This window comes from Myxococcus dinghuensis (assembly GCF_024198235.1).
GTDB lineage: Bacteria > Myxococcota > Myxococcia > Myxococcales > Myxococcaceae > Myxococcus > Myxococcus dinghuensis.
The window spans coordinates 1-21,557 of record NZ_JAKCFB010000047.1 but is presented as its reverse complement, the minus strand read 5'-3'; the positions used below and the strand labels follow the sequence as shown (position 1 = coordinate 21,557).

Sequence of the window (21,557 nt, the reverse complement as noted above, 5' to 3'; positions counted from 1 at the left end):
CATCAGAAGCGGTACCCCACACCGGCCCAGCCACCGGTGAAACCCACGGCCTGTCCCTCGCCATCCACCACGACGTAGGTGAGCATGAGCTGGGACTGGGCCGTCAGCTCCAAGCGCTCTCCCACCCGCAGCACCATGCCCGCCACGACGCCGGGGCTGACCGTGAAGTAACGCTGGCCTCCGACGTCGCTGTCTCCTTCAAAGGACCGCCCCAGGTACAGGCCGGCCACACGTGGACCGGCGAACAGCGTCAGCCGCTCCCACCGCCAGAGGTAGGGCAGGGCCACCCCGGCCGTCAGGGTGGTGTATCGGAAGGGGACATCGCCGTCCGCCTGGAGTCGCAGCTCGCGCCGTCCCTTGCTGAAGCCCACGTCGAACAGCAGTCCGAAGTCGCGCAGCGGCCGGTCCTCCAGTCGCAGGGAGAGGGCCGCCTCCGGCGCCAGGGGCAGGAGCTCCGCCCGGCTGCGCGCGTCCGCGAACGTGAAGAACCCACCGAGCAGCGACAGGGACCGCCGAGGGAACGCCTCCGCCAGCAGTTGCTCCAGGGGCAGGCGCTCACCCGCGGACACCTCCACGTCGCGCCGCACCAGCACCGCGTCGCCCTTGGTCAGCTCCACGGTGCGCTTGCCGGGTACCACCGCCGCGCCCCCGGGCAGCTCCGTGCGCGGCTCGCCGTCGACCTTCAGCGTGAAGCCGTCCAGGCGCGGGTTGTAGGAGAACAGCTCCGGGCGGCCCGTGCGGGCGATGCTGCCGGACAGGATGACGGGGTCGGCGCCCACCTCGAGAATCTCCGCGGAGGGCCGCTGCCTGCCCTCCGTGAAGGCGAACGTGCGGCGCCGCGCGTAGTCGTGCGCCTCCGTGGCGGTGACGGCCCCGTCCCCGTTGCGGTCCGCGCCCCCGCCCAGCCCCTCCACCAGGAAGTGCGTGTAGATGTCGTTGCGCAGGCCCTCGTCCTCGCGGGCCGTCTCGCCCCAGTCACAGGCGGCGAACACCATGGCCGCGCGCGACGACTCCTCGAGCGGCCGCGCGTAGAAACCGGACTTGATGCCGGACAGCTCCTTCTCCAGCTCCTTGGGCAGCAGCGACTTGCCGTTGCCGCTGTGACAGGAGGCGAGCACCAGCAGCCTGCGTCGGCTGGGCAGCGCGTCGAACTCCGCCTTCAGCATGTCCATGGGCAACGCCGTCTGGGCGATGGCCCGGTAGGACGCGTCGCGGGTCACCAGGTAGCGGCGCAGCTCGCCCGTCGCGTCGCGCGCCAGGGTGCCGTGCGCGGAGAAGTAGACGACGACCACGTCGTCGGGGCGGTGGGCCTCCGCGCGCAGTTGCTTGAGCGCCGCGAGGATGGCGGCCCGGGTCGTCTCCTCCGGCTTCGTGAGGACGCGCACCTGGTCGAACCGGCCCTTCGTCGGGTCGAGCATGGCCGCGGCCAGGTCCGTCGCGTCCTTGGCGGGGTAGCGCAGGCCGCGCCACTGGGGGTCGTCGAACTCGGAGATACCCACCAGCAGCGCCATGCGCCGCGGTGTGTACGCCGTGGACAGCGCCTCCTCGTCCAGGCGCAACGGCACCACTCCGCCCTTGTCCGGGGACATCGTCCCGGCACATGCGGTCAGGCCCGCCAGCAGGATGGGGAGGAGGCGCTTCACGTTCACCCGGGTTCAGGGGGGATTCTCGCCGCTCCGCACTCGGACGTCGAACCGGGAGATGGCCAGCGGGCTCGAACCCCCCGGCTCGTCGGGGTGTGCCAGCGCGGCCCGCACCTGGTCCAGGGAGGGGTCCATCCCACCCGGGGCCGCCACCAGCCACAGCGTCACCGGGCCCGCCTCGTCCTCCAGGCTCACACCCGCCAGGCCCTGCGGCCCCCGCAGGTCGTGGGTCCCCGCCTCGAGCGGGAACTGTCCCAGGAGGAACGGCGCCTCGTCGCCCCGCTGCTCGAGCAACTGCGCCGTGCCCGCCTCCGTCGCGTGGTAGCGCAAGAGGAGCACGTCGCCCGGCGCCACCCCGCTGCCGGGGTCCAGCCGCCGCAACGCGCCATCCGCGCCCCGCGCCACCACCGCCACCAGCTCCAGCGCGATGCGCCCCTGGACACCCTTGATGCCCTGGGCCGGGGTCGTGTCCGTGTCGCTCTCCGGCGCGGGGCGCCGCAACCGGGGGACCACCACCACGGCGAGCAGGCAGGCGGCCAGCACGCCCGCGACGAACCCCCAGTGACGGGCGCTGGGCCGGTGTGCGCGCAGCTCCTTCTGGATGCGCGCGAAGCCCACCTCGTCGAGCGCGGGCTCGGGGCGGGGCGGGGCCAGGCCCAGGAGGAGCTGGTCCGTGAGGCCGTCGAGCAGGTCGGGGCCGGCGTGGGTGGCGAGGAAACACTCACACGCCTCGCACTCGGTGGCCAGGTGCTCGCGGAAGTACGTCACCGCCTCCGGCTCTCGATGGGCAAGGGCGCGCAGCGCCTCGTCATCCAGGTGTCTCATGGCCACTTACTCCCAACGACCGGCAAGCACGCGCCGGAGCAGCTCTTTCTTGATACGGCCGCGAAAGCGTTCGAGTCGCATCGTCACCGCGCTCTTTCCCACCCCGAGCTGTTCGGCGATCTCCCGGGCCGTCAGCTCCCCCTCGACGTAGAAGAGTTGCACGGTCCGCTTCTCGTCGCCCTCGGGCAGGGCGGCGATGAGCTCGCGCACCACCGCGATGTCGCGTTCCAGTTGGAGCGAGGGGGGCAGGGGTGGGACCTGCTCGGGGTCCGGGTCCGCGATGTCCTCTTCCAGCCGGCGCAGGCTCGCCTTGCGCTCCAGTCGCGTGCGCGCCCGGTTCCGGGCGATGGCCAGCAGCCACGACTCGAATGCGCCGACCTCCTTCAGGCGGGGCAGGGCGCGAAAGGCCCGGACGAAGGTCTCCTGGACGACGTCCTCCACCTCATCCGGGTCCAACTGGGCAAACCCCGCCACCAGCCTCACCACTCCGGGGCGAGACCGACGGTACAGCTCGCTGAAGGCGGACGTCTCCCCGCTCGCCGCCCTCCGCACCCACTCCGCCAATCCCTCCGTTGCACCCACCTGTCCTCCAGACCCCCAAGCCGGCGTGGTGGCCACGCGCACCGGGAGTGCTGCCCGACTTCGCGGGGAAGCAGGCATGTCGGGGCGCTTCCTACTGGCTCCCGGGGGGGCTTCGGGGGGAAGAATGCGCCCACGTCGTTCCATTTCCCCGAGGACCTCGACCATGCGCGTCATCAACTTCAATCCCGGCCCCGCTGGATTGCCGCTCCCGGCCCTGGAGCGGGCCCGGGACGAGCTGCTCGACTTCGAGCACAGCGGCATGTCCGTGATGGAGCACAGCCACCGGGGTCGGGAATACGAGGCCGTCCACAACGAGGCCATCGCCCTGTTGACGGAGCTGTTGGGAATCCCCACCAGCCACCAGGTCCTGTTCCTCACCGGCGGCGCGTCGCAGCAGTTCGCCCAGGTTCCGATGAACTTCCTCACCCCCGGCACGAGCGCGGACTACCTCATGACGGGCGTGTGGAGCGAGAAGGCCTTCGAGGAGGCGAAGTACTACGGCACGCCGCGTGTCGCGGTGACGACGGTCCAGCCGGACAAGCACTACACGCGCGTTCCGCACCAGGACGAGCTGCGACTGGACGCGAAGGCCGCCTACGTCCACATGACGAGCAACAACACCATCTACGGCACCCAGTGGCACACGTTCCCGGACGTGGGCGCGGTGCCGCTGGTGGTGGACATGAGCTCCGACTTCCTGTGGCGCAAGCAGGACGTGGGCGGCATCGCCCTCCTGTACGCGGGCGCGCAGAAGAACCTGGGGCCGTCCGGCGTGACGGTGGTGGTGGCCGCCCGGGACTTCATCGCCCGGGGTCGCAAGGACATCCCGAAGGTCTTCCGGTACGGCATCCACGCGGAGAACAACTCGCTCTACAACACGCCCCCCACGCTGGCCATCTACCTGGTGCGCAACGTGCTGGCGTGGATGAAGTCGGTGGGCGGCCTGGCGCAGATCGAGGCGTGGAACCGGCAGAAGGCGGCGCTGCTCTACGGCGCCCTGGATCAGCACGCCGGCTTCTACCGGGCCCCGGTGGAGCGCGCGTCCCGTTCAGTGATGAACGTGGTGTTCCACCTGCCCACGGAGGCGCTCGACGCGGCGTTCGTCGCCGAGGCCAGGACGCAGGGCATGGTGGGGCTCAAGGGGCACCGCACCTCGGGTGGGATCCGGGTTTCCACCTACAACGCGGTGACGGTGGAGAACGTCCAGGCGTTGACGTCCTTCATGGAACATTTCGTGAAGACCCACGGGTAGTCTCCGTCGAAGGCAGAAGAACCACCTGTCTGGAGGAGTCATGAAAGCCACGCTGTCCGCCGTCGCGCTGTGTCTGCTGCTCGCCACGCCCGCGCTCGCCAAGGAGGTTGCGGGGGTGAACTACCCGGAGACCTCCACCGTCGATGGGAAGGCGCTGAAGCTCAACGGGGTAGGCCTGCGCAAGAAGTTCGTCATCAAGGTCTACACCGTGGGCCTGTACGTGGAGAACCCGTCGAAGGACGCGGCGGAGCTGATCTCCTCGGATCAGATCAAGCGCGTGCGCATGTACATGCTGCGCGACCTGGACAAGAAGACCATCACCGAGGCCATCTCCGAAGGCTTCAAGAAGAACGCCGGCGCGAAGATGGCGGCGCTCCAGCCCAAGCTCGACTCGTTCAACGCGGCCATTCCCGACCTGAAGAAGGGTGATGAGCTCATCCTCACCTACGTGCCGGGCAAGGGCACCGAGGTCCACAGCAAGAGCGGCCAGACCCTCTCCGTCGAGGGCAAGGACTTCGCCGACGGCCTGTTCTCGGTCTGGCTCGGCAAGGACCCGGTGGATGGCGGCCTCAAGGACGGCCTGCTCGGCAAGGACTGAGCCGTTCCACGTCGGAGTCCGACGCCCCGTGTCTTCCCCGGAGGACACGGGGCGTCATCGTTTTCGCGTCCGCCCCGGGGTGCTTGAAATACGCCAGGGGGTCGGACGTAGTAGTACGCGACGGGCCCGGCCGTACGGCGACGGCGGGACACGAGGCGACAACCAGCCGGTCAGGAGGAAGTCATGGGAATCTGCGCGTGGCTGGTGCTGGGCGGAATCGCGGGCTGGCTGGCCAGCATCATCAAGGGCACCAACGCGAAGATGGGCATGTTCGCGAACATCGCCACCGGCATCGTCGGTTCGATGATCGGCGGCTGGCTGTTCAACCTGCTGGGCGGCCGGGGCGTGACGGGCTTCAACATCTACTCGCTGGCGGTGGCCACGGTGGGCGCGGTCATCCTCATCTCCATCATCCAGGCCATCCGGAGATAGGGCTCCTCCGGCGGGACGCCTGCGCTCGACGACGCGCTGTCAGCCCGGGAGGTGGCGGCGCGTCCGGAGGCGGGTGAGCGCGTTCTGGGGACGACACGCCGGTGGTTTCGGGTGCCGGCAACGTCCTTGACGCTCGGGGGGCCATGCGGTACATCGGCCCTCGTTGGCGCAGCAGGTGCGGTGGTAGCTCAGCTGGTAGAGCACGAGCTTCCCAAGCTCGGGGTCGCGGGTTCGAATCCCGTCCGCCGCTCTCGAAAAGGCCGGTAACCTTCACGGGTTGCCGGCCTTCGTGTTTTCAGGCCTCGCGCGACGCCACGAGTCGCCACGCCAGGGGCAGCAGCGTGCCCGCGATGGCGGCCTTGAGCAGTCCGCCGGGCAGGAAGGGCCAGAGGCCGACGCCGAGCGCCTTGGCGAGGTCGAGCCGGGCCACGATGGCGAGCCAGGGCACGCCGACGACGAACACCAGCAACTGGCCGACGATGAACAGCGGCAAAGCGCTCCACGGTCGCCGGTCGAGGCCCCGGCGGGCCGCGAGGCCCACGAACAGGGCCGCTGGGATGAAGCCGACCAGATAGCCGCCCGTCGCTCCGAGGATCCGCCCGACGCCGCTGGCCCCGTCTGAATAGAACGGCAGGCCCGCCGCGCCCAGCAGGAGGTACAGCACCTGGGCGGCCGTGCCTCGTCTGGGACCCAGCGCGGCGGCCGTGACGATGACGCCCAGCGACTGGCCGGTGATGGGGACGGGGGACCCCGGGACGGAGAGGGAGACCTGCGCGAGCAGCGCGGTGAGCAGCGCGCCCGCGAGGACGAGCGCCGCGTCGTGGACGCGGGTGCGAGCGACCACGTCGGCCAGCACGAGTGGGGTGGAGCGGTTGACGATGGCGGTGGTCAGGCGGGGCCTCCGGACTCGGGCACCGCGGGGGCACGGCGCGCGGACGGGGTACACGCTTGGGCCGGGCGGCGCAACGCCGGCGACCTCCGTGGTCCGTGCCGGGCCAGGGCGCGAGGGTGTCGCCGGATGGAACGTTCACGGCTGGGAGAGAGGCCCTGGCGTGCCTCCCTCCCGATGGTCCGCGTGGGTCCGCTCGAATGCGCTCAGTACGCGACGACGGTTCCCGGCGTGGTGCTGGTGAAGAAGTCCGGGAAGGTCGCCACGAAGTTGCTTCCGCTCCCCGTCTCGCCGGCGATGACCCCCGACTTGGTTCCACCCGCCGTCAGCGTCGTGCCATCCGTGCCGATGGCGAGATACGACAGCGAGGTGTTGCCTTTCCCCAGGTACACCGCGAGCCCCGTGGTCCGCGCCACCGTCATCAGCTCAGGCTCCACGTGCTTGATTCCCACGGTCGTGGGCGAGCTCCCGCTGTAGTTGGTCTTCACCGTGTAGCCCGCGGCCACGCCCAGGTCGTTCGCCACCAGCGACAGGCTGGGCGTGGCGATGGTGGAGCTGGCGAGCCAGACCTCGGCGGCGGGCCACTTGCACGTGTCGGACTCCAGCCGGTACAGGGTGATGTCGTGGATGGGTGGCACCGTGCCGGCTCGCACCGCCGAGGCGAGCTGGAAGACGCACCCGCGAGACACCGCCGTGACCAGGGCGGACTCCTGGGTGCCGGGGTCCTCGACCCATCCATCCGAGGGAACCTCACCCCCACAGGCGGAGAGGACCCATGCGGTACAAAGAAAGACAGCACGTCTGGATGACTCCATGATGTGACGACCCCCTTGTGTGTGTGAAGCCGTCCCACGCTAGCAGCCTTGAAAGTCATTGCGCCTGTCTTTCGGTCCGGCGGTGGGGCGCACATGCGTGGTGAACGGTTGCCTCCTGGACGACACCCGTTTCCGATGTGGGCCCACGCGGGCGCGCTCACGTCTCCTGTGGGACCTGGGCTCCCTGCGCGGAGGACACCCGGGTGCCCTCCCGCTTCAGGTGCTCGAAGACGTCCTCCATCGATTCCATCAACGTGTGGGGGCCCGCGCCCTCCCACGTCTTCGCCTCCTCCAGCAGGGTCGCGACACCCCGTCGCGCGCCCGCCACGAGGACCCGGCCACCGCGGGCGGTCAGGATCTCCGACAGCTCGCGGATGGCGCGCAGCCCTGCGGCGTCCATGTACTTCACGCCCGAGAGGTCCAGCACCAGGTGCCGCGGCCAGAGGGGGCCCTGGAGCGTCGCGCTCAGGTTGCCGCAGGAGCGGACATCCAGGTCGCCGCGGATCTTCAGGAGCTGCACGGGCGGTCGCGGGTCCATGTCCACTCCCGCCGCGCCGAGGCTGCGGAAGAGCGGGCGCCCATCGAGGCGGAGGAAGAGGCTGCGGATGTGGGCCCTGGGCCTCGAGAGGAAGCCTCGCGTCAGCGCGAGCACCACGCCGGCGGCGAGGCCCGGGAGGAAGCCCAGCGCCGCGATGAGCACCGCGGTGGCGACGGCCACCGTCGCCTTGCCCGCGTCCTCGGCCAGCAGCGCGCGCAATCCGCGCAGGTCCAGCAGCCGCGTGCCGACCACGACCAGGATGGCGGCGAGCGCGGCCATCGGAATCAGGGCGACCAGCGAACCCGCCAGGATGCATGCCCCCAGCAGCATCACCGCGTGCAGCACGGAGGCGGCGCGCGTGCGGCCACCCGCCTGGACGGACACGGACGAGCGCACGATGGCGCCCATCACCGGCATTCCCCCGAACATCGCCGAGCTTGCGTTGGCGAATCCCTGGGCCACCAGCTCCTGGTCACCGTCCGTCCGGTGGTCCGCGAGGCCCGGCAACTGGTCCAACGCCCTCGCCGAGAGCAGCGAGCCGAGTGACGCCAACACGGTCAACGCCAGCACGTCCGGCAGGAGCGCCCGGAGATCCAGTCCGGCGAGTGACGGCGCGACGGGCACGGGCAGGCCGGTGGGCAGCGCGCCCACGCGGACAAGCCCCTCTGACAGGACTCCCAGGCCCGACACCGTGGTGGCCACGACCAGCCCCACCAGCACCGCGGGGATGGCCCGGTGGAGCTTGGGGAGCAGGAGCATGCAGGCGACGACCACGATGCCCACCGCCACGGAGGCCCCGTGAACGGACCAGGCGGACCCACTCGACGGGAGCACCAGCGCGCGCGCCGAACTCGTGCCCTCCGTCACCGCGCCGAGCAGCCGCGGGAGCTGTCCGTCGAGCAGCAACAGCCCGATTCCCGCGGTGAAACCCCGTGTCACCTCGGCGGGCATGAACTGCGCGAACCGGCCCGCGCGAGACAGCCCGAGCACCACCTGGAGCACACCGCACAGCAGGGTGGCCACCACCACTCCGGCCACGCCGTGCTTCGTGGCGATGAGCAACACGGTGGGGACGAGCGCGGCCTCCGGCCCCGTCACCTGGAGCCGGCCTCCTCCGAGCATCGCGGCGATGACGCCAGCGACCGCGCCGCTGACGAGGCCCACTTCGGGGGGCAACCCGGAAGCGACCGCCAGTGCGAGGTTCAACGGGAGCGCGACACACGCCACCGTCAAGGCGGCGCTCGCGTCACCTGGAAGCGTTCTCGGGGACACCATCTGCTTCCACTCCGTCCACAGTTGCTTCGGACGGTGGGTCCATCCCCGGGGCATCTTGAGCGTGGGTGTCTCGACCATGCCGGCGCCGATTTCATGGACCGTGCCGACCGCGCTCCTCGACTGAAGCCTGATTCACCTGTCGGCCAATCCCGACGCTCCGCCGCCATGAATCGGCCGACACCTGTCTGTCGGAGCCGACACGAAGATTCACGAGGGGAACATTCGCTCGAAATTGCTGCGCGCCGTCCACGGTCTCAATAGAAGAGGTGTTTCCCGGAAGTGGCGCGCCCCGCACGTGTGCCCAGCATCCCGCCCATGCGACTCGCTCACCGCCTGCTCATCTCCCACGCCCTCATGACCGCGGTCCTGTTGGTCGCCGCCGCCTTCTCGGGGGTGGCCATCGTCCGCATGACCTCCCTCCTCACGGAGGTGCGTGAGGAGCAGCTCGGTGGGGTCATCAACGAGGAGGCCGTCCATCAGGCCGCTTGGAGCGTGGAGGTGGCCGCGCGGCAGGGCTTGTTCGCTTGCGAGCACAACGCCGGAGACGTGCCCGCGGCCGCGGACGTGCTCAGGCAGCGGCTCGCTTCCTTGGAAGAGCTCATCACGCGCTACGGAATGTCCACGCAGCCGCTCCTGTTGCGCGCGGCCGAGGGTTTCCGAACGTACGCAAGCCACATCCTCGAGGGTGATACCTGCGAGCGGCTCCAGAATCCGGTCCTGCGCAACGAGCGCCTCCGTCTGGCCGAGCAGCTCACCGACGCGTGGATCAACACCACGCTCGCGCTGCACTCGGCCATCCGGCAGCGCGAGCAACGGGCGCGGGAGATCGGCTCGTCCGCCATCGCGGTGGGGCTCACGTTGGGGGCGATGGCGGTGGTGGCCGCGTGGGTGGTGGCGCGGTGGGTGGCCCAGGGCGTGACACGTCCGTTGGGGCAGTTGTCCTCCCTGGCGCATCGGGTGGGGGACGGCAACTTCGCGCCGCTGCCCGCCGTCTCCGGGCCCAGCGAGGTGCGCGCGCTGTGGGCGGACCTGGACCGGATGCGAGGCCGGCTGTCGGAGCTCGACCAGCTCAAGGATGCCTTCGTGGCGTCCGCGTCCCACGACCTGCGGACCCCGCTGGCGCGGCTGCGCACGGCCATCGGCTTACTGGCGGATGGCACCACGGGTCCCTTGACGGCGCAGCAGCAGCGCGTGGTGGAGCTGGCGCGCGTGGCGTGTGAGCGGGAGATCCGCCTCGTCACCGCGCTGCTGGACCTGACGCGGGTTCAGGCGGGCAAGGCCGTGCGGCGCGACGAGGGCTGTCGGCTGGACGACGTCATCACGCGCGCCGTCGAGGAGGTCTCCGAGCTGGCGGAGGAGCGGGGCGCGCTGCTCGTGCTCCAGGCCGAGGGGACGACGCCCCCCGCCTCCATCGACGCGGCCCTGGTGGAGCGTTCGCTGGTGAGCCTGATGACCAACGCCGTGCGCGTCTCCGCTCCCGGGCAGCGTGTCTTCGTCACCCGGACCCTCTCCGCCCACGGCCCGGAGGGCGAGCCCGGGACGTGGGCGAGGGTGGAGGTGCGGGACGAAGGGCCCGGTGTCCCCGAGGATGCGCGCCCGCGCGTCTTCGAGCCCTTCTTCACCCGCGCGGTGGGCGCCGCCAACGCGGACGGGCTGGGCCTGGGGTTGCCGCTGGCCCAGCGGATGATGCGAGCGCTCGGCGGGGACGTGCTGCTGCTGGAGAACGCGAACCCGGGCGCGAGGTTCGCGCTGGTGTTGCCGCTGGGGCTGGGTGTCCCGGCCTCCACGACGACGGATACGACGGTGCAGAGGAACGACGGATGACGCGCCCCCGCGGTGGACATGTGTTGGTGGTGGACGACGACGCGGAGCTGTGTGAGCTCATCTCGCTGCGGCTGGAGGCGCGTGGGATGAAGGTCACCACCGCGCTCACCGCGGCGCGTGGCCTGGCGCTGTTGGAGACGGAGGCGGTGGACGCCGTCGTGCTCGACCTCCGCCTGGAGGATGTGGACGGGCTGGAGGTGCTGGCGCAAATGCGGGCGAGGGTGCCGGACCTCCCCGTGGTCATCCTCACCGCGCACGGCACCATCGAGACCGCCGTCGAGGCGATGCAGCGCGGCGCTTATGGCTTCCTCACCAAGCCCTTCCAGGACCACGAGCTGGTCCAGAAGCTGTTGCACGCGACGGAGCGCAGCGACCTGCGGCGGGAGCTGGCGGACCTGCGCCGCATCGTCGCGGGCACCACGCCCGAACGACTGCTGGGCACCAGCCCCGCCATCGCCGAGGTGCGTGATCGCATCGCCCGCGTGGCTCCCTCCGAGGCCACGGTCCTCATCCTGGGCGAGTCCGGCACCGGCAAGGAGCTGGCGGCGCGGCAGGTCCACGCGCTGTCCCGCCGCGCCAACGGCCCCTTCATCGCCGTCAACTGCGGCGCGCTTCCGCCGGAGCTGCTGGAGAGCGAGCTGTTCGGTCACGTGAAGGGCGCCTTCACCGGCGCCACGCAGACGCGCGAGGGCCTGTTCGGCGCGGCGCGCGGCGGCACGTTGTTCCTCGACGAGGTGGGCGAGGCCGCGCCCCGGGTCCAGGTGAAGCTGCTGCGCGTGCTCCAGGAGCGGCGCTTCGCCCGGGTGGGCAGCACGGTGGAGGAAGAGGCCGACGTGCGCGTGGTGGCGGCCACCAACCGGGACCTGCGCGAGGAGGTCGAGGAGCGGCGCTTCCGCGAGGACCTCTACTACCGGCTCGCGGTGCTGCCCATCGTCATGCCGCCGCTGCGCGAGCGCCTGGAGGACATCCCGATTCTCGCCACGCGGCACCTGGAGCAGGCCGCCGCGCGCAACGGCATGCGCATGCCCCGGCTGGCCCCCGGCGCCCTGGACCTGCTGAGGACGCACTCGTGGCCGGGCAACGTGCGCGAGCTGGTGAACGTCATGGAGGCGCTGGTGCTGCTGGCGCCCGAGGACGACGTCCGCTCCGAGCACGTGGCCCGCATGCTCGAGCCGCCGACGCCCGCGCGCGCGGCGGCGGACGCCACGCGCGAGGAGGAGCAGGACCTGCTGGACGCTGGCGGCGAGATGCCCACGCTGCGCGAGGCCAAGGAGCGCTTCGAGCGCCGCTACCTGTGCGAGGTGCTCCGCCGCTCCAAGGGCAACGTGGCCGCTGCCGCGCGCATGGCGAGCCGCAACCGGACGGACTTCTACGAACTCCTCCGCCGCCACGGGCTCTCGCCGCGGACGACGAACGGGGCCTAGGGCGTCGCCGCGCGTCTGCCTGCTCGCCGGGCTTGACTGAACGCGTTTTCAGGTCCACCGTGGGCGCGTGAAGGCCCGGCCCATCGACAATCCGCCCAACCCCTGGGCGAGCACCGAGATGGAGTACCTGGACGAGATTCCCCCCTCGAAGCTGGAGGTGTGGGAGGACCACAGCCGGCAGATCGTCTCCGGCAACGACAGCCCCGACATCTGCTTCAGTTGGAGCGTCAACCCGTACCGGGGCTGTCTGCATGCCTGCGCGTACTGCTACGCGCGGCCCACGCACGAGTACCTGGACTTCGGCGCGGGGACGGACTTCGAGACGCGGCTGGTGGTGAAGCCGCGCGCGGCGGAGCTGCTGCGGGACACCTTCGAGCGCCCCTCGTGGAAGGGGGAGACGGTGGTGTTCAGCGGCGTCACCGACTGCTACCAGCCGTTGGAGGCGTCCATGCGGCTGACGCGCGCGTGCCTGGAGGTGTGCGCGGAGTACCGCAACCCCGTGGGCATCGTCACGAAGGGCGTGCTCATCGAGCGCGACATCGACGTGCTCCAGCGCTTGTCACGGGAGGCGCGCCTGTGGGTGAGCATCAGCCTGCCGTTCCACAACGTGGAGCTGGCGCGCGCCATGGAGCCCTATGCCGCCTCGCCCCAGCGCCGGCTGCTGGCCATCCGCCGTCTCTCCGACGCGGGCCTCGACGTGGCCGTGTCCGTGGCTCCCATCATCCCCGGGCTCAACGACGAGGACATCCACCGGGTGCTCAGCGCCGCGCGCGAAGCGGGCGCCACGCGCGCGCACCACACGCTCGTGAGACTGCCGGGGCCCGTGAAGGAGGTCTTCGAGGAGCGGCTGCGCGCGAAGCTGCCCCTGCGCGCGGAGCGGGTGCTGCATCGGATTCGCGAGACGCGGGGTGGGGCGCTCAGCGACTCACGCTTCAAGCACCGCATGCGCGGCGAGGGGCTCTACGCGGAGCAGGTGCACCAGCTCTTCCACACGGCGGCGCGGAAGGTGGGCATCCGCACGTCCTCCATCACCGAGGTGGCGGCGGACACCTTCCGGCGTCCGCCGCGCAAGCCCGTGGACGCGCCCCAGTTGAGCCTGTTCTGAGGCGAGTTCCCGCGGCGAGGCGCCCGCGTGTCTCCGGGCGCCTCGGGCCTATTCGCCCGCCTCCTCGACGGTGAGCTGGTACGAGTCCTGGAAGTTGGCCTCGCGGTTCTTCGCGTCGCGCACCTCGAAGATGTAGACGCCGGGCTCCGCGCTGTAGCGGATGCTCTCCGGCTGGTCACCCTTGGCGCGGTCGGAGGTCTGCACCAGCGACAGCTTCCCGTCCGGCTGCACGCGGTGCAGGTACAGGCCCACGTCCACCTTGAGGATGCCCAGCAGCGTCGCCCTGAGCGGCGTGCGCACCGGCCGGTCGGACAGGTCCAGCCGGTAGTAGTCCGTGTCCTTCACCGGGTACACCGTGCCGCGCACCGCCTTGCCCGGCGTCAGCTCCTGCGCGCGCTCCACCGTGTTGTTCGGCTCGCGCTCCTCGCCGCCGTTGTCCGGCACCGTGGTGATGGAGATGCGGTAGGGCTGCTCCGCGTTCTCGAAGTCCTTCACCCACTTGCCGTCCACCTTCCGCGACGCGCCCTCCACGCGGAACCAGCAGCTTGCGTTGCATGCCACGTTGTTGAGCCGCTCGGGCTCCTTCAGCCCGCCGTCGTTGGCGCGCAGGAGCACCGTCTCCTGCTGGCCGTCGCCCTGGGGCGGCTCCACCATGGACAGCACCAGGTCCAGCCGCTCGACGCCCGACAGCTCCACCTTCGCCAGCACCGGCTCCGTCGTGCGCAGCACGAAGTGGTCCACGTCGCCCTTGGGCGAGATGAAGCCCTCGCGGAAGCTCCCCGCGGTCAGCGGCGTGGCCTTGTACAGCTCGTCGTTCGGCTCCAGCTCCGCGTTGGCGCCGGCCTCCTCCTGCGTCACGGTGAGCGTGTAGGGCGTCGTCGCGTTGAAGGTGCGCCGCGACTCCTTGCCCGTCCCCGTCCAGCCGCCCTTCACCACCACGTAGACGACGCGGTCGGTGGCGCGCACGCCGATGTTGCGCAGCGACAGCGCCTCGCCCTCCTTGCCGCGCAGGGTGAACAGCGGGGCCTCCGCGGCGGACAGCACGGAGATTTCGGGCCGCACGCCCTCCACCGCGGACAGGTCGATCTTCAGCGCCACGGAAGGCGGCTCCGGTGGCGGCGCCGGCGCCACGCCCGCGTCCTGGGGCAGGGCGGCCGTCGCGCCAATCGCTCCTGGCGGCGGCTCACCGCCACCGAAGGTGCCCGTGGGAGACGCGCCCGGGTTCTCCAGCGGCGCGGCGCCCTCCTCGGGCGTGCCCTGGGCATTGCCGCTCTCCGAGCCGGGGGGCGGGACCGGCGCCCCCGGCTGGGTGGGCGCGGCCCCGGTCTCCGGGGTCGTGGGCGAGGTGCCCTGGGCGGGGGGGGGCGTCTCGCCCGTGCCGCTCGGCTCGGGGGAGGGCGGGGGCGTCCCCGTGGGGGCGGCCGCCTCCGGCAGCTCCACCCGGTACCAGTCCTCGTCGCCGGCATGGCCCAGGAAGGCCGTCACCGTCTGGCCGAGCGGCAGCGACACCGCGTCCACCGCCCGGTCATTGGGCTCGTGCTCCTCGCCGTCGTTGGCCGCGCGCATCGCCACGGTGAGGGTGTAGGCCCCGCCCACGCCCTTGCGCGCCGGGGCCACGCGCACCCAGCGCGCGCCCTCGACGTACAGGTTGGGGAAGCGCTCCGGCTTGCCGTCGCCCTCGCTGTTGACGGAGGCCAGCCGGTTGCGGTCCTGGTCGTAGACCTCCAGGGTGATGTCACCCCCGGGCAGTCCCGTGACGCTCACGTCGGCGATGCGCGGGGCGGCGGGGGCGAGCTTGTACCAGTCCTCGTCCGCCTTGTTGGGCTGGGCCGTCAGGTCCGCCGTCACGATGCTGTCCCGGGTGAGGACCAGCGCCTGGTCGGGCCGCTCGTTGGGCTCCTGCTCCGTGAGGGCCTGGGGCCCCGTCTCCACCGGGCCCGCGTCCTGCACGGTGCTCGGCTTGTCCTCCTTGCAGGCTGCCAGCGTCGCGGCCAGCACACAGACCCACCCCCAGCGTCGCATCACGGTCTCCCTTGGCATCGGCCGCATCTCTTCCCCGCCGCGTCCGAGTGTCAAGCACCCCAACATCCGCCGGGGGCCTTTCATCCGGCCCTCCCGTGCGTCCCAGTCCCCGGGCCCGGGGCTCCTGGCGCTCCCCTGGTGCGAGTCCACCCGGCCAGGGACTGGAGCCCCGCGCCTGGGGCGATCCAAGATGGGGCCGCATGCGCCGCCTCCCCCTCGCCCTCCTCATGCTCGCGTCCGCCGCCCCCGCCGCGTCCAACGCGCCGCCGGGCTACGCCCAGGCCTCCGACTACCTGGAGCGGGAGCGCCAGCCCGAGCGCTACGCGCCGTTGAACCTGCTCGACGGCCGCGACACCACTGCGTGGTGCGCCACCGGGGACACCCCGGCCCCCGTCACCATCGGCTTCAAGGACGTCGTCACCGTGGACGAGGTCCGCATCTACACGGGCGACGCCACGGACAAGGCCGCGTACAAGGCCCACGCGCGCGCCCGGAAGCTCATCCTCACCAGCCTCGACACCGCCCGCTCCTTCAAGGTGGAGGACAAGCGCGGACTCCAGAACGTCCCGCTCAGCCCCGCGCTCACGGGCAACCGCTTCACCCTGGAGGTGGTCGAGCGCTTCCCCGGCGCGGAGGCGACGGCCCCCGTCTGCGTCACGGACATCGTCTTCTATTCGGGGGGCAAGGCGCTCAACGGCACCTGGCTGGCGCAGCGGCTGAAGTACGACGCGCGCCTGGCGCCGGTGCTGGGGACCTGGTTCGGGGGCATGGAGGGCGCGCCCGACCGGTTCCTCTCCATCTTCGTGGATGGCACGTACCTCTTCTCGCACGAGCCCCTGGAGGGCGCCGAGCCCACCACCGTGACGGGGACCTATACCCTGTCCGGCACGCGACTCACCCTGGACGTCCCCAAGCAGGGGAAGGCCACGGTGAAGTGGGTGCGCGGTGATTCGGGGGACGGCGCTCGGACGGGGGGCACGCTGGAGCTGGAGGGCGCGCCCGCGGAGAGCTGGGGCCGGGTCTTCCGCAACCAGCCTTGAGCGAGCGAGGGCCGGGGCAGGCGCTGCCCCGGCTGTCCGCCTAGAGCGCCGCCGCCTTCTTCTTGCCACCGAAGTGGCGGAAGAATTCGATGATCTCCTCGACGGCGACCTTCACGTCGGACGCGTCCTGGAACTCCGATTCCAGGAAGATTCCACCGCAGGACTCACAGGTGTCGTAGTGGAGCGGGTGCTGACGGTCTCCCCCGTCCACGCGGATGAGGTCGACCTGGCACTCGGGGCACTGGCCGGTCAACGCCTCCTGGTTCACCTTGCCGCCCTGGCTCTCCAGCCCGGGGAGGTTGTTGTGGAGGAGGACCCGGTTCAGGTCCGCGACGTCGATCCAGAGCCCGCCGCACTCTCCACACTTTCGCAACGTCTGGTCATCCCCCTCGAGATCGGCCATCTCGACGTTGCAGCTGGGGCAATCCATGGGGCGGTTCATTCTCCTGCAAGGGGGGACACGCGTCCCCAGTGGTTCGGAGAATGATAGGTCGCGCGAAAATTCGGATGCAACCCACGTTGCCGCTTCTGTTGGCAACGCGCCTTCCGGGCCCGCCCGCCCCCGTGGTCGTCCCTCAGGCTGTCGCCTTCACTCGACGGATGTCCGCGCCCAGGCCGCGGAGCTTCCGCTCCAGCCGCTCGTAGCCGCGGTCCAGGTGATAGACGCGGCTGACGTCCGTGCGCCCCTCGGCGCGCAGCCCGGCCAGGATGAGGGAGGCGCTCGCCCGCAGGTCCGTCGCCATGACGGGCGCGCCGCTGAGCGACTTCACGCCCTTCACCACCGCCGTGTGCCCCTGGATGGTGATGTCCGCTCCCAACCGGTGCAGCTCCGGCACGTGCATGAAGCGGTTCTCGAAGATGTTTTCGCTGATGACGGATGTCCCCTGGCTCACAGACATGAGGGCCATGAGCTGGGCCTGCATGTCCGTGGGGAACCCCGGATGCTCCGTGGTGGTGATGTTCACCGCCTGGAGGGTGCGGGGGGCCTTGCACCGCAGGCCCCCGTTCTCCGCGGTGATGGTGCAGCCGGCCTCGCGCAGCTTCTCCACCACGGCGTCCAGGTGCTCGGGGACCGCGTGCTTGACCAGCACGTTGCCGCCGGAGATGGCCGCGGCGACCAGCAGGGTGCCGGCCTCGATGCGGTCCGGGAGGATGGCGTGCTCCACGGGCGTGAGGCCCTCCACGCCGTCGATGGTGATGACGGACGTGCCCGCGCCCTCGATGCGCGCGCCCATCTTGTTGAGCACCTTCGCCAGCTCCTCCACCTCCGGCTCGCGCGCGCAGTTCTCCATCACCGTGCGGCCCTTGGCCAGCGCCGCCGCCATCAGCACGTTCTCCGTGCCGGTGACGGTGATGACGTCGAAGTTGACGGTGCCGCCCTTGAGCTGCTTCGCGCGGGCTTCCACGTAGCCTTCCGTCAGGTGGATGTCCGCGCCCAGCGCCTTGAGCCCCTTGAGGTGCTGGTCGATGGGCCGCGCGCCGATGGCGCACCCGCCCGGCATGGACACGCGTGCCCGGCCGAAGCGGGCGACCAGCGGGCCGAGCACCAGCACGCTGGCGCGCATCGTCTTCACCAGGTCGTACGGCGCCTCCGGGGTGACGTGGCCGTTGACGCCGATCTCACAGACGTCCTTCTTGCGGCCGGTCAGCCGCTCCGCGTCGCAGCCCATGGTGCGCAGCACCTTGAGCATGGTGGCCACGTCCGCCAGGTCGGGCACGTTGCGGTAGGTGGAGGTGCCGTCCGCCAGCAGCGCCGAGGCGAGGATGGGCAGCGCCGCGTTCTTCGCGCCCGACGCGGACACCTCACCGTGCAGCTCCACGCCGCCCTTCAAGACGATCTTGTCCATGGTTCTCCGGCCTCAACCCTGTGTCCCGCTGGCCGCGGGCTGTGTCCCAAATGCCATGCGCTCGCGCCGCTCCAGGTCCTTCTCCACGCGCGCGTCCTCGTAACCGGCCGCGCGCAGGAGCTCCAGGACGGCGGGGCCCTGTGTCTCGCCCATCTCCAATGCAAGCAGTCCGCCAGGGGCGAGGAACTTCCGGGCCTCGGACACCACCCGGCGCAGGGCGACCAGGCCGTCCGCGCCGCCGTCCAGCGCCAGCCTGGGCTCGCGCCGCACCTCCGCGGACAGGCCGGGAATCTCCCCGGACGCGATGTACGGCGGGTTGGAGACCACCACCTGGAACAGGGCGTCCGGGGGGAGGGGGGAGAACAGGTCGCCCTGGAGCACCGTCACCCGGTCCGCCACCTGGAGGGCCTCCGCGTTCTCCCGGGCCAGGGCGCACGCGCCCTCGGAGAGGTCCGTGGCGGTGACGGAGAGCTGGGGCCGCTCGGCCGCCAGGCTGATGGCGATGCAGCCGGAGCCGGTGCACACGTCCAGCGCGCGCGCGGGCGCGTCCTTGGGCAGCGCGCGCAGGCACGCCTCCACCAGGAGCTCCGTCTCCGGCCGGGGGATGAGCACGCGCGCGTCGACCTTGAACGGGCGGTTGTAGAACTCCTTCGCGCCGGTCAGGTACTGCGTGGGTTCACCCGCCTGGCGCCGCTCGATGAGGCCGCGGAAGGCGCCCAGCTCCTCCTTGGAGAGCGGCCGGTCCAGGTCCACGTACAGCTTCACCCGGCCCGTCTTGAGGACGTGCGACAGGAGGATCTCCGCCGTGAGGCGGGGCGCGTCCACCTGGCGCTTCTCGAAGTGCTGCGTCGTCCAGGTGATGACCCTGCGGATGGTCCAGGTCTCGCCGCTCATGCTTCCATCGAGGGCTTCGGGGCGCCCGTCTGCGCCTTGAGGGCCTCGGCCTGGTAGAAGGTCCGGCAGGCGGTGATGACGTCCTCGATGTCGCCCATCATGATGGCCGGCAGGTTGTGGACCGTCAGGCCGATGCGGTGGTCCGTCAGCCGGTCCTGCGGGAAGTTGTAGGTGCGGATCTTCTCGCTGCGGTCGCCGGTGCCCACCTGCGAGCGGCGGGTGGAGTCGCGCTCGGAGCGGATGCGCTCCTGTTCGATCTCGTAGATCTTCGCGCGCAGCATGCGCAGGGCCATGTTGTAGTTCTTCAACTGGCTCTTCTCCTGCTGGCACTTCACCACGATGCCCGTGGGCCGGTGCGTCAGCCGCACCGCGGAGTCCGTGGTGTTGACGCTCTGGCCGCCGGAGCCCGTGGAGCGCATGGCCTGGCGGTCGATGTCCGCCTCGTTGATCTTCACGTCCACCTCCTCCGCCTCCGGCATGACGGCCACGGTGATGGTGGAGGTGTGGATGCGGCCCTGCGTCTCCGTCGCCGGCACGCGCTGCACGCGGTGCACGCCGGACTCGTACTTCAGGCTGCTGAACACGGCGTCACCCGACAGCGTCACCGTGGCGTCCTTCACGCCGCCCGCGTTGCCCGGGCTCATGTCGATGATGTCCGCCTTCCAGCTCCGCCGGTCCGCGTACCGGAGGTACATCTGCATGACCTCCTCGGCGAACAGCGCGGCCTCGTCGCCGCCGGCGCCCGCGCGGATCTCCAGGATGACGTTCTTCTCGTCGTTGGGGTCCTTCGGCAGCAGCAGCAGCTTGAGCTCGCCCTCCAGGGCGTCGCGCTGCTCCTTCAGTCCGGGCAGGGCCTCGCGGGCGTAGACCTTCTCGTCCGCGCTGCCCCCGTCCAGCCACGCCTCGACCTCCTTGAGGTCGGCGAGCACCTGACGGTAGGTGCGGAACGTCTCCACCAGCTTTTCCAGGCCGGCGCGCTCCTTGGAGACCTTCTGGAGTCGGGCCGAGTCGGCGAGCACGTCGGGGTTCGACAGGTCGGCGGTGAGGCGCTCGAACCGGCGCTCGACGTCTTCGAGTTTGTCAATCATCGTCGTACCTGGGGGTATTGCCCCTTTGTCCGGCTGCTGGCAAGGGAGGACGGAGTCAAGAAATTCCTTGGCCGCTCGGGCGGAGCCGTGAAAGAAGGGCCGCCCTCACCGCCGCATGCTTCATGATGGCGGTCGGTCTCACTTCACCACACGGAGTCCTTCCACATGGCCGCCCAGAAGGGAAATCGTTCCAAGAAGAAGCTCGCCAACCGCGCCAAGGGCCGGAAGGCCCAGCTCAAGCGTCGCCGCGTGCGCGCCAAGCGGGGCCAGGCGAACAACAAGCACTGAGGCCGGCTTTACTCCCTCCCTTGGGTTCCAGGGGAGGGGGACGGCCGGGCCCACGGCTCCAACTCGGGGAGCATCCGCTCCATCGTCTTGGAGCTGTCGGCCAGCAGGCGCAGCACCTCCTCGGCCGCCTCCCCGCTGACGGGGACGGGCTGGAAGGGGAGCTCCGGGAAGCGGTCGGTGCGCAGGGGCAGGACCTCGCTGGAGAGGTAGCCGCCCGGCGCGAAGCGGCCCTTCCAGAGGGCGCCGCGCTTGTCGCGCGGGTTCCAGTTCCCCCCGAACACGAAGTTGCCCAGCGAATAGACGACGGGCGCGCCCTGATACAGCTCCATGGCCTGGAGCACGTGCGGGTGGCTGCCCAGCACGCCCGCGGCGCCCGCGTCGATGGCCGCGTGGGCCAGCCGGACCTGGTAGGGCTCCGGCACGTACGTCCCCTCGCGGCCCCAGTGGAAGAAGGGCAGCACCACGTCCGCGCGCGCCTTCGCCGCGAGGACGTCCTCGCGCAGCATGCGCTCCATCGCGTCCACGTCGGAGAAGTGGCCGGCCACGCCCGGGGTGGACTCGGTGGCGTACACCTCCGGCGGCTCGATGTTGCGCTCGCCCAGGAAGAAGTAGCCCAGGAACGCCACGCGCACGCCGCCCACCGTGAGGATGGCGGGGCGGCGGGCCTCCGCCAGGTTGCGGCCCGCGCCGAAGTAGGGGATGCGCGCGGCCTCCAGGGTGACGAGCGTGTCGACCAGGCCCTGGGGGCCGTAGTCCATGAGGTGGTTGTTGGCCAGGCTCACCACGTCCACGCCGCCGGCGACGAGCGCGCCCACCAGCTCCGGCCGCGCGCGGAAGTTGAAGTTCTTGGCCAGCTTCTCGCCGCCCTCGGTGAAGGGGCACTCCAGGTTGACGACGAAGAGGTCGGCGGCGTCTCCCAGCGCGCGCACCTCCTTGAAGCCGTAGGCCAGCAGCTCCTCGCGCGGGCGCCCCTTGGCGAGCTGTTCGTCGAAGTACTTCTGGTGGTTGTGGCCGAGCGTCACGTCGCCCCCGACCACCAGGGTGACGGGCCGGGGGGCGGGCGGGCCCGCGGCCGGCGCCGGGGTGGGTGGGGTCGGGGCGTCCCCAGGGGGGGCCTCCCGGGGGGCCGGGGCGGGCGGCGTGGCGGGCGCCTCCGCGACCGGGGGGCGGGGCGGG

General features: G+C 71.1%; 20 protein-coding genes and 1 tRNA gene. 9 read left to right on the top strand and 12 right to left on the bottom strand.

The window, feature by feature from the left end:
- Positions 1-2 precede the first annotated feature (2 nt).
- From LZ198_RS36670 to LZ198_RS36660, 3 genes are read right to left on the bottom strand one after another with little or no spacing between them, the layout of a single operon-like run.
- On the bottom strand, positions 3-1,643 hold the full coding sequence (locus LZ198_RS36670; protein WP_253976791.1) for a caspase family protein: 1,641 nt from the start codon (positions 1,641-1,643) through the stop codon (positions 3-5).
- Positions 1,644-1,655: 12 nt separating this feature from the next.
- Positions 1,656-2,468 carry a hypothetical protein gene (locus LZ198_RS36665; protein WP_253976790.1) on the bottom strand — a complete coding sequence of 271 codons (813 nt, stop codon included), beginning with the start codon at positions 2,466-2,468 and terminating at the stop codon, positions 1,656-1,658.
- A 6-nt stretch (positions 2,469-2,474) separates the two neighbouring features.
- Positions 2,475-3,050 (bottom strand): RNA polymerase sigma factor, encoded by a 576-nt coding sequence (locus LZ198_RS36660; protein WP_253976789.1) that lies wholly within the window; start codon positions 3,048-3,050, stop codon positions 2,475-2,477.
- Between the two features lie 163 nt (positions 3,051-3,213).
- Here LZ198_RS36660 and serC point away from each other — a divergent pair, with 163 nt between their 5' ends.
- The 4 genes from serC to LZ198_RS36640 all read left to right on the top strand — a co-directional run bounded on the left by serC (position 3,214) and on the right by LZ198_RS36640 (position 5,582).
- Positions 3,214-4,302, top strand: coding sequence for a 3-phosphoserine/phosphohydroxythreonine transaminase (serC, locus tag LZ198_RS36655; RefSeq protein ID WP_253976788.1), 1,089 nt, complete (start codon positions 3,214-3,216; stop codon positions 4,300-4,302).
- A 40-nt stretch (positions 4,303-4,342) separates the two neighbouring features.
- Entirely contained in the window at positions 4,343-4,900 is a 558-nt protein-coding gene (locus LZ198_RS36650; RefSeq protein ID WP_253976787.1) for a chalcone isomerase family protein, read from the top strand.
- A gap of 183 nt (positions 4,901-5,083) precedes the next feature.
- Positions 5,084-5,332, top strand: a complete 249-nt coding sequence (locus tag LZ198_RS36645; protein ID WP_253976786.1) for a GlsB/YeaQ/YmgE family stress response membrane protein — start codon at positions 5,084-5,086, stop codon at positions 5,330-5,332.
- 177 nt (positions 5,333-5,509) lie between these two features.
- Positions 5,510-5,582: transfer RNA gene (locus LZ198_RS36640), tRNA-Gly, on the top strand.
- 45 nt (positions 5,583-5,627) lie between these two features.
- Here the strand turns inward: LZ198_RS36640 and LZ198_RS36635 are convergent.
- From LZ198_RS36635 to LZ198_RS36625, 3 genes are all read right to left on the bottom strand, one after another.
- Complete coding sequence (locus LZ198_RS36635; RefSeq protein ID WP_253976785.1) at positions 5,628-6,176, bottom strand: biotin transporter BioY; 549 nt, start codon at positions 6,174-6,176, stop codon at positions 5,628-5,630.
- Between the two features lie 251 nt (positions 6,177-6,427).
- Positions 6,428-6,910, bottom strand: coding sequence for a hypothetical protein (locus tag LZ198_RS36630; protein ID WP_253976784.1), 483 nt, complete (start codon positions 6,908-6,910; stop codon positions 6,428-6,430).
- A 283-nt stretch (positions 6,911-7,193) separates the two neighbouring features.
- On the bottom strand, positions 7,194-8,927 hold the full coding sequence (locus LZ198_RS36625) for a SulP family inorganic anion transporter (protein WP_253976783.1): 1,734 nt from the start codon (positions 8,925-8,927) through the stop codon (positions 7,194-7,196).
- Positions 8,928-9,164: 237 nt separating this feature from the next.
- Here LZ198_RS36625 and LZ198_RS36620 point away from each other — a divergent pair, with 237 nt between their 5' ends.
- The 3 genes from LZ198_RS36620 to LZ198_RS36610 all read left to right on the top strand — a co-directional run bounded on the left by LZ198_RS36620 (position 9,165) and on the right by LZ198_RS36610 (position 13,202).
- The gene (locus tag LZ198_RS36620) at positions 9,165-10,673 is read left to right on the top strand and encodes a HAMP domain-containing sensor histidine kinase (RefSeq protein WP_253976782.1); all 1,509 of its coding nucleotides are present in this window, start codon (positions 9,165-9,167) and stop codon (positions 10,671-10,673) included.
- Complete coding sequence (locus tag LZ198_RS36615) at positions 10,670-12,097, top strand: sigma-54-dependent transcriptional regulator (RefSeq protein WP_253976781.1); 1,428 nt, start codon at positions 10,670-10,672, stop codon at positions 12,095-12,097. The genes LZ198_RS36620 and LZ198_RS36615 overlap by 4 nt, the downstream gene beginning before the upstream one ends.
- Positions 12,098-12,164: 67 nt before the next feature.
- Positions 12,165-13,202 (top strand): PA0069 family radical SAM protein, encoded by a 1,038-nt coding sequence (locus LZ198_RS36610; RefSeq protein WP_253976780.1) that lies wholly within the window; start codon positions 12,165-12,167, stop codon positions 13,200-13,202.
- Positions 13,203-13,250: 48 nt separating this feature from the next.
- Here the strand turns inward: LZ198_RS36610 and LZ198_RS36605 are convergent, their stop codons facing one another.
- On the bottom strand, positions 13,251-15,224 hold the full coding sequence (locus LZ198_RS36605; RefSeq protein WP_253976779.1) for an ABC transporter substrate-binding protein: 1,974 nt from the start codon (positions 15,222-15,224) through the stop codon (positions 13,251-13,253).
- Between the two features lie 200 nt (positions 15,225-15,424).
- Here LZ198_RS36605 and LZ198_RS36600 point away from each other — a divergent pair, with 200 nt between their 5' ends.
- Complete coding sequence (locus LZ198_RS36600; protein WP_253976778.1) at positions 15,425-16,264, top strand: discoidin domain-containing protein; 840 nt, start codon at positions 15,425-15,427, stop codon at positions 16,262-16,264.
- A 40-nt stretch (positions 16,265-16,304) separates the two neighbouring features.
- Here the strand turns inward: LZ198_RS36600 and LZ198_RS36595 are convergent, their stop codons facing one another.
- The 4 genes from LZ198_RS36595 to prfA all read right to left on the bottom strand — a co-directional run bounded on the left by LZ198_RS36595 (position 16,305) and on the right by prfA (position 20,093).
- Positions 16,305-16,694: a zf-TFIIB domain-containing protein gene (locus tag LZ198_RS36595; RefSeq protein ID WP_234065168.1), complete on the bottom strand. Its 390-nt coding sequence runs from the start codon at positions 16,692-16,694 to the stop codon at positions 16,305-16,307.
- A 145-nt stretch (positions 16,695-16,839) separates the two neighbouring features.
- Positions 16,840-18,111 (bottom strand): UDP-N-acetylglucosamine 1-carboxyvinyltransferase, encoded by a 1,272-nt coding sequence (gene murA / locus LZ198_RS36590; RefSeq protein ID WP_253976777.1) that lies wholly within the window; start codon positions 18,109-18,111, stop codon positions 16,840-16,842.
- A 12-nt stretch (positions 18,112-18,123) separates the two neighbouring features.
- The gene (gene prmC / locus LZ198_RS36585; protein ID WP_253976776.1) at positions 18,124-19,005 is read right to left on the bottom strand and encodes a peptide chain release factor N(5)-glutamine methyltransferase; all 882 of its coding nucleotides are present in this window, start codon (positions 19,003-19,005) and stop codon (positions 18,124-18,126) included.
- Positions 19,002-20,093, bottom strand: a complete 1,092-nt coding sequence (prfA, locus tag LZ198_RS36580; RefSeq protein WP_253976775.1) for a peptide chain release factor 1 — start codon at positions 20,091-20,093, stop codon at positions 19,002-19,004. The genes prmC and prfA overlap by 4 nt, the downstream gene beginning before the upstream one ends.
- Before the next feature lie 165 nt (positions 20,094-20,258).
- Here prfA and LZ198_RS43060 point away from each other — a divergent pair, with 165 nt between their 5' ends.
- A complete protein-coding gene (locus tag LZ198_RS43060) occupies positions 20,259-20,381 on the top strand; it encodes a hypothetical protein (protein WP_256560240.1) in 123 nt (40 codons plus the stop codon).
- A gap of 8 nt (positions 20,382-20,389) precedes the next feature.
- Here LZ198_RS43060 and LZ198_RS36575 read toward each other — a convergent pair.
- Positions 20,390-21,557: CapA family protein (locus tag LZ198_RS36575; protein WP_253976774.1), on the bottom strand; the 1,168-nt coding region annotated here is incomplete at its 5' end.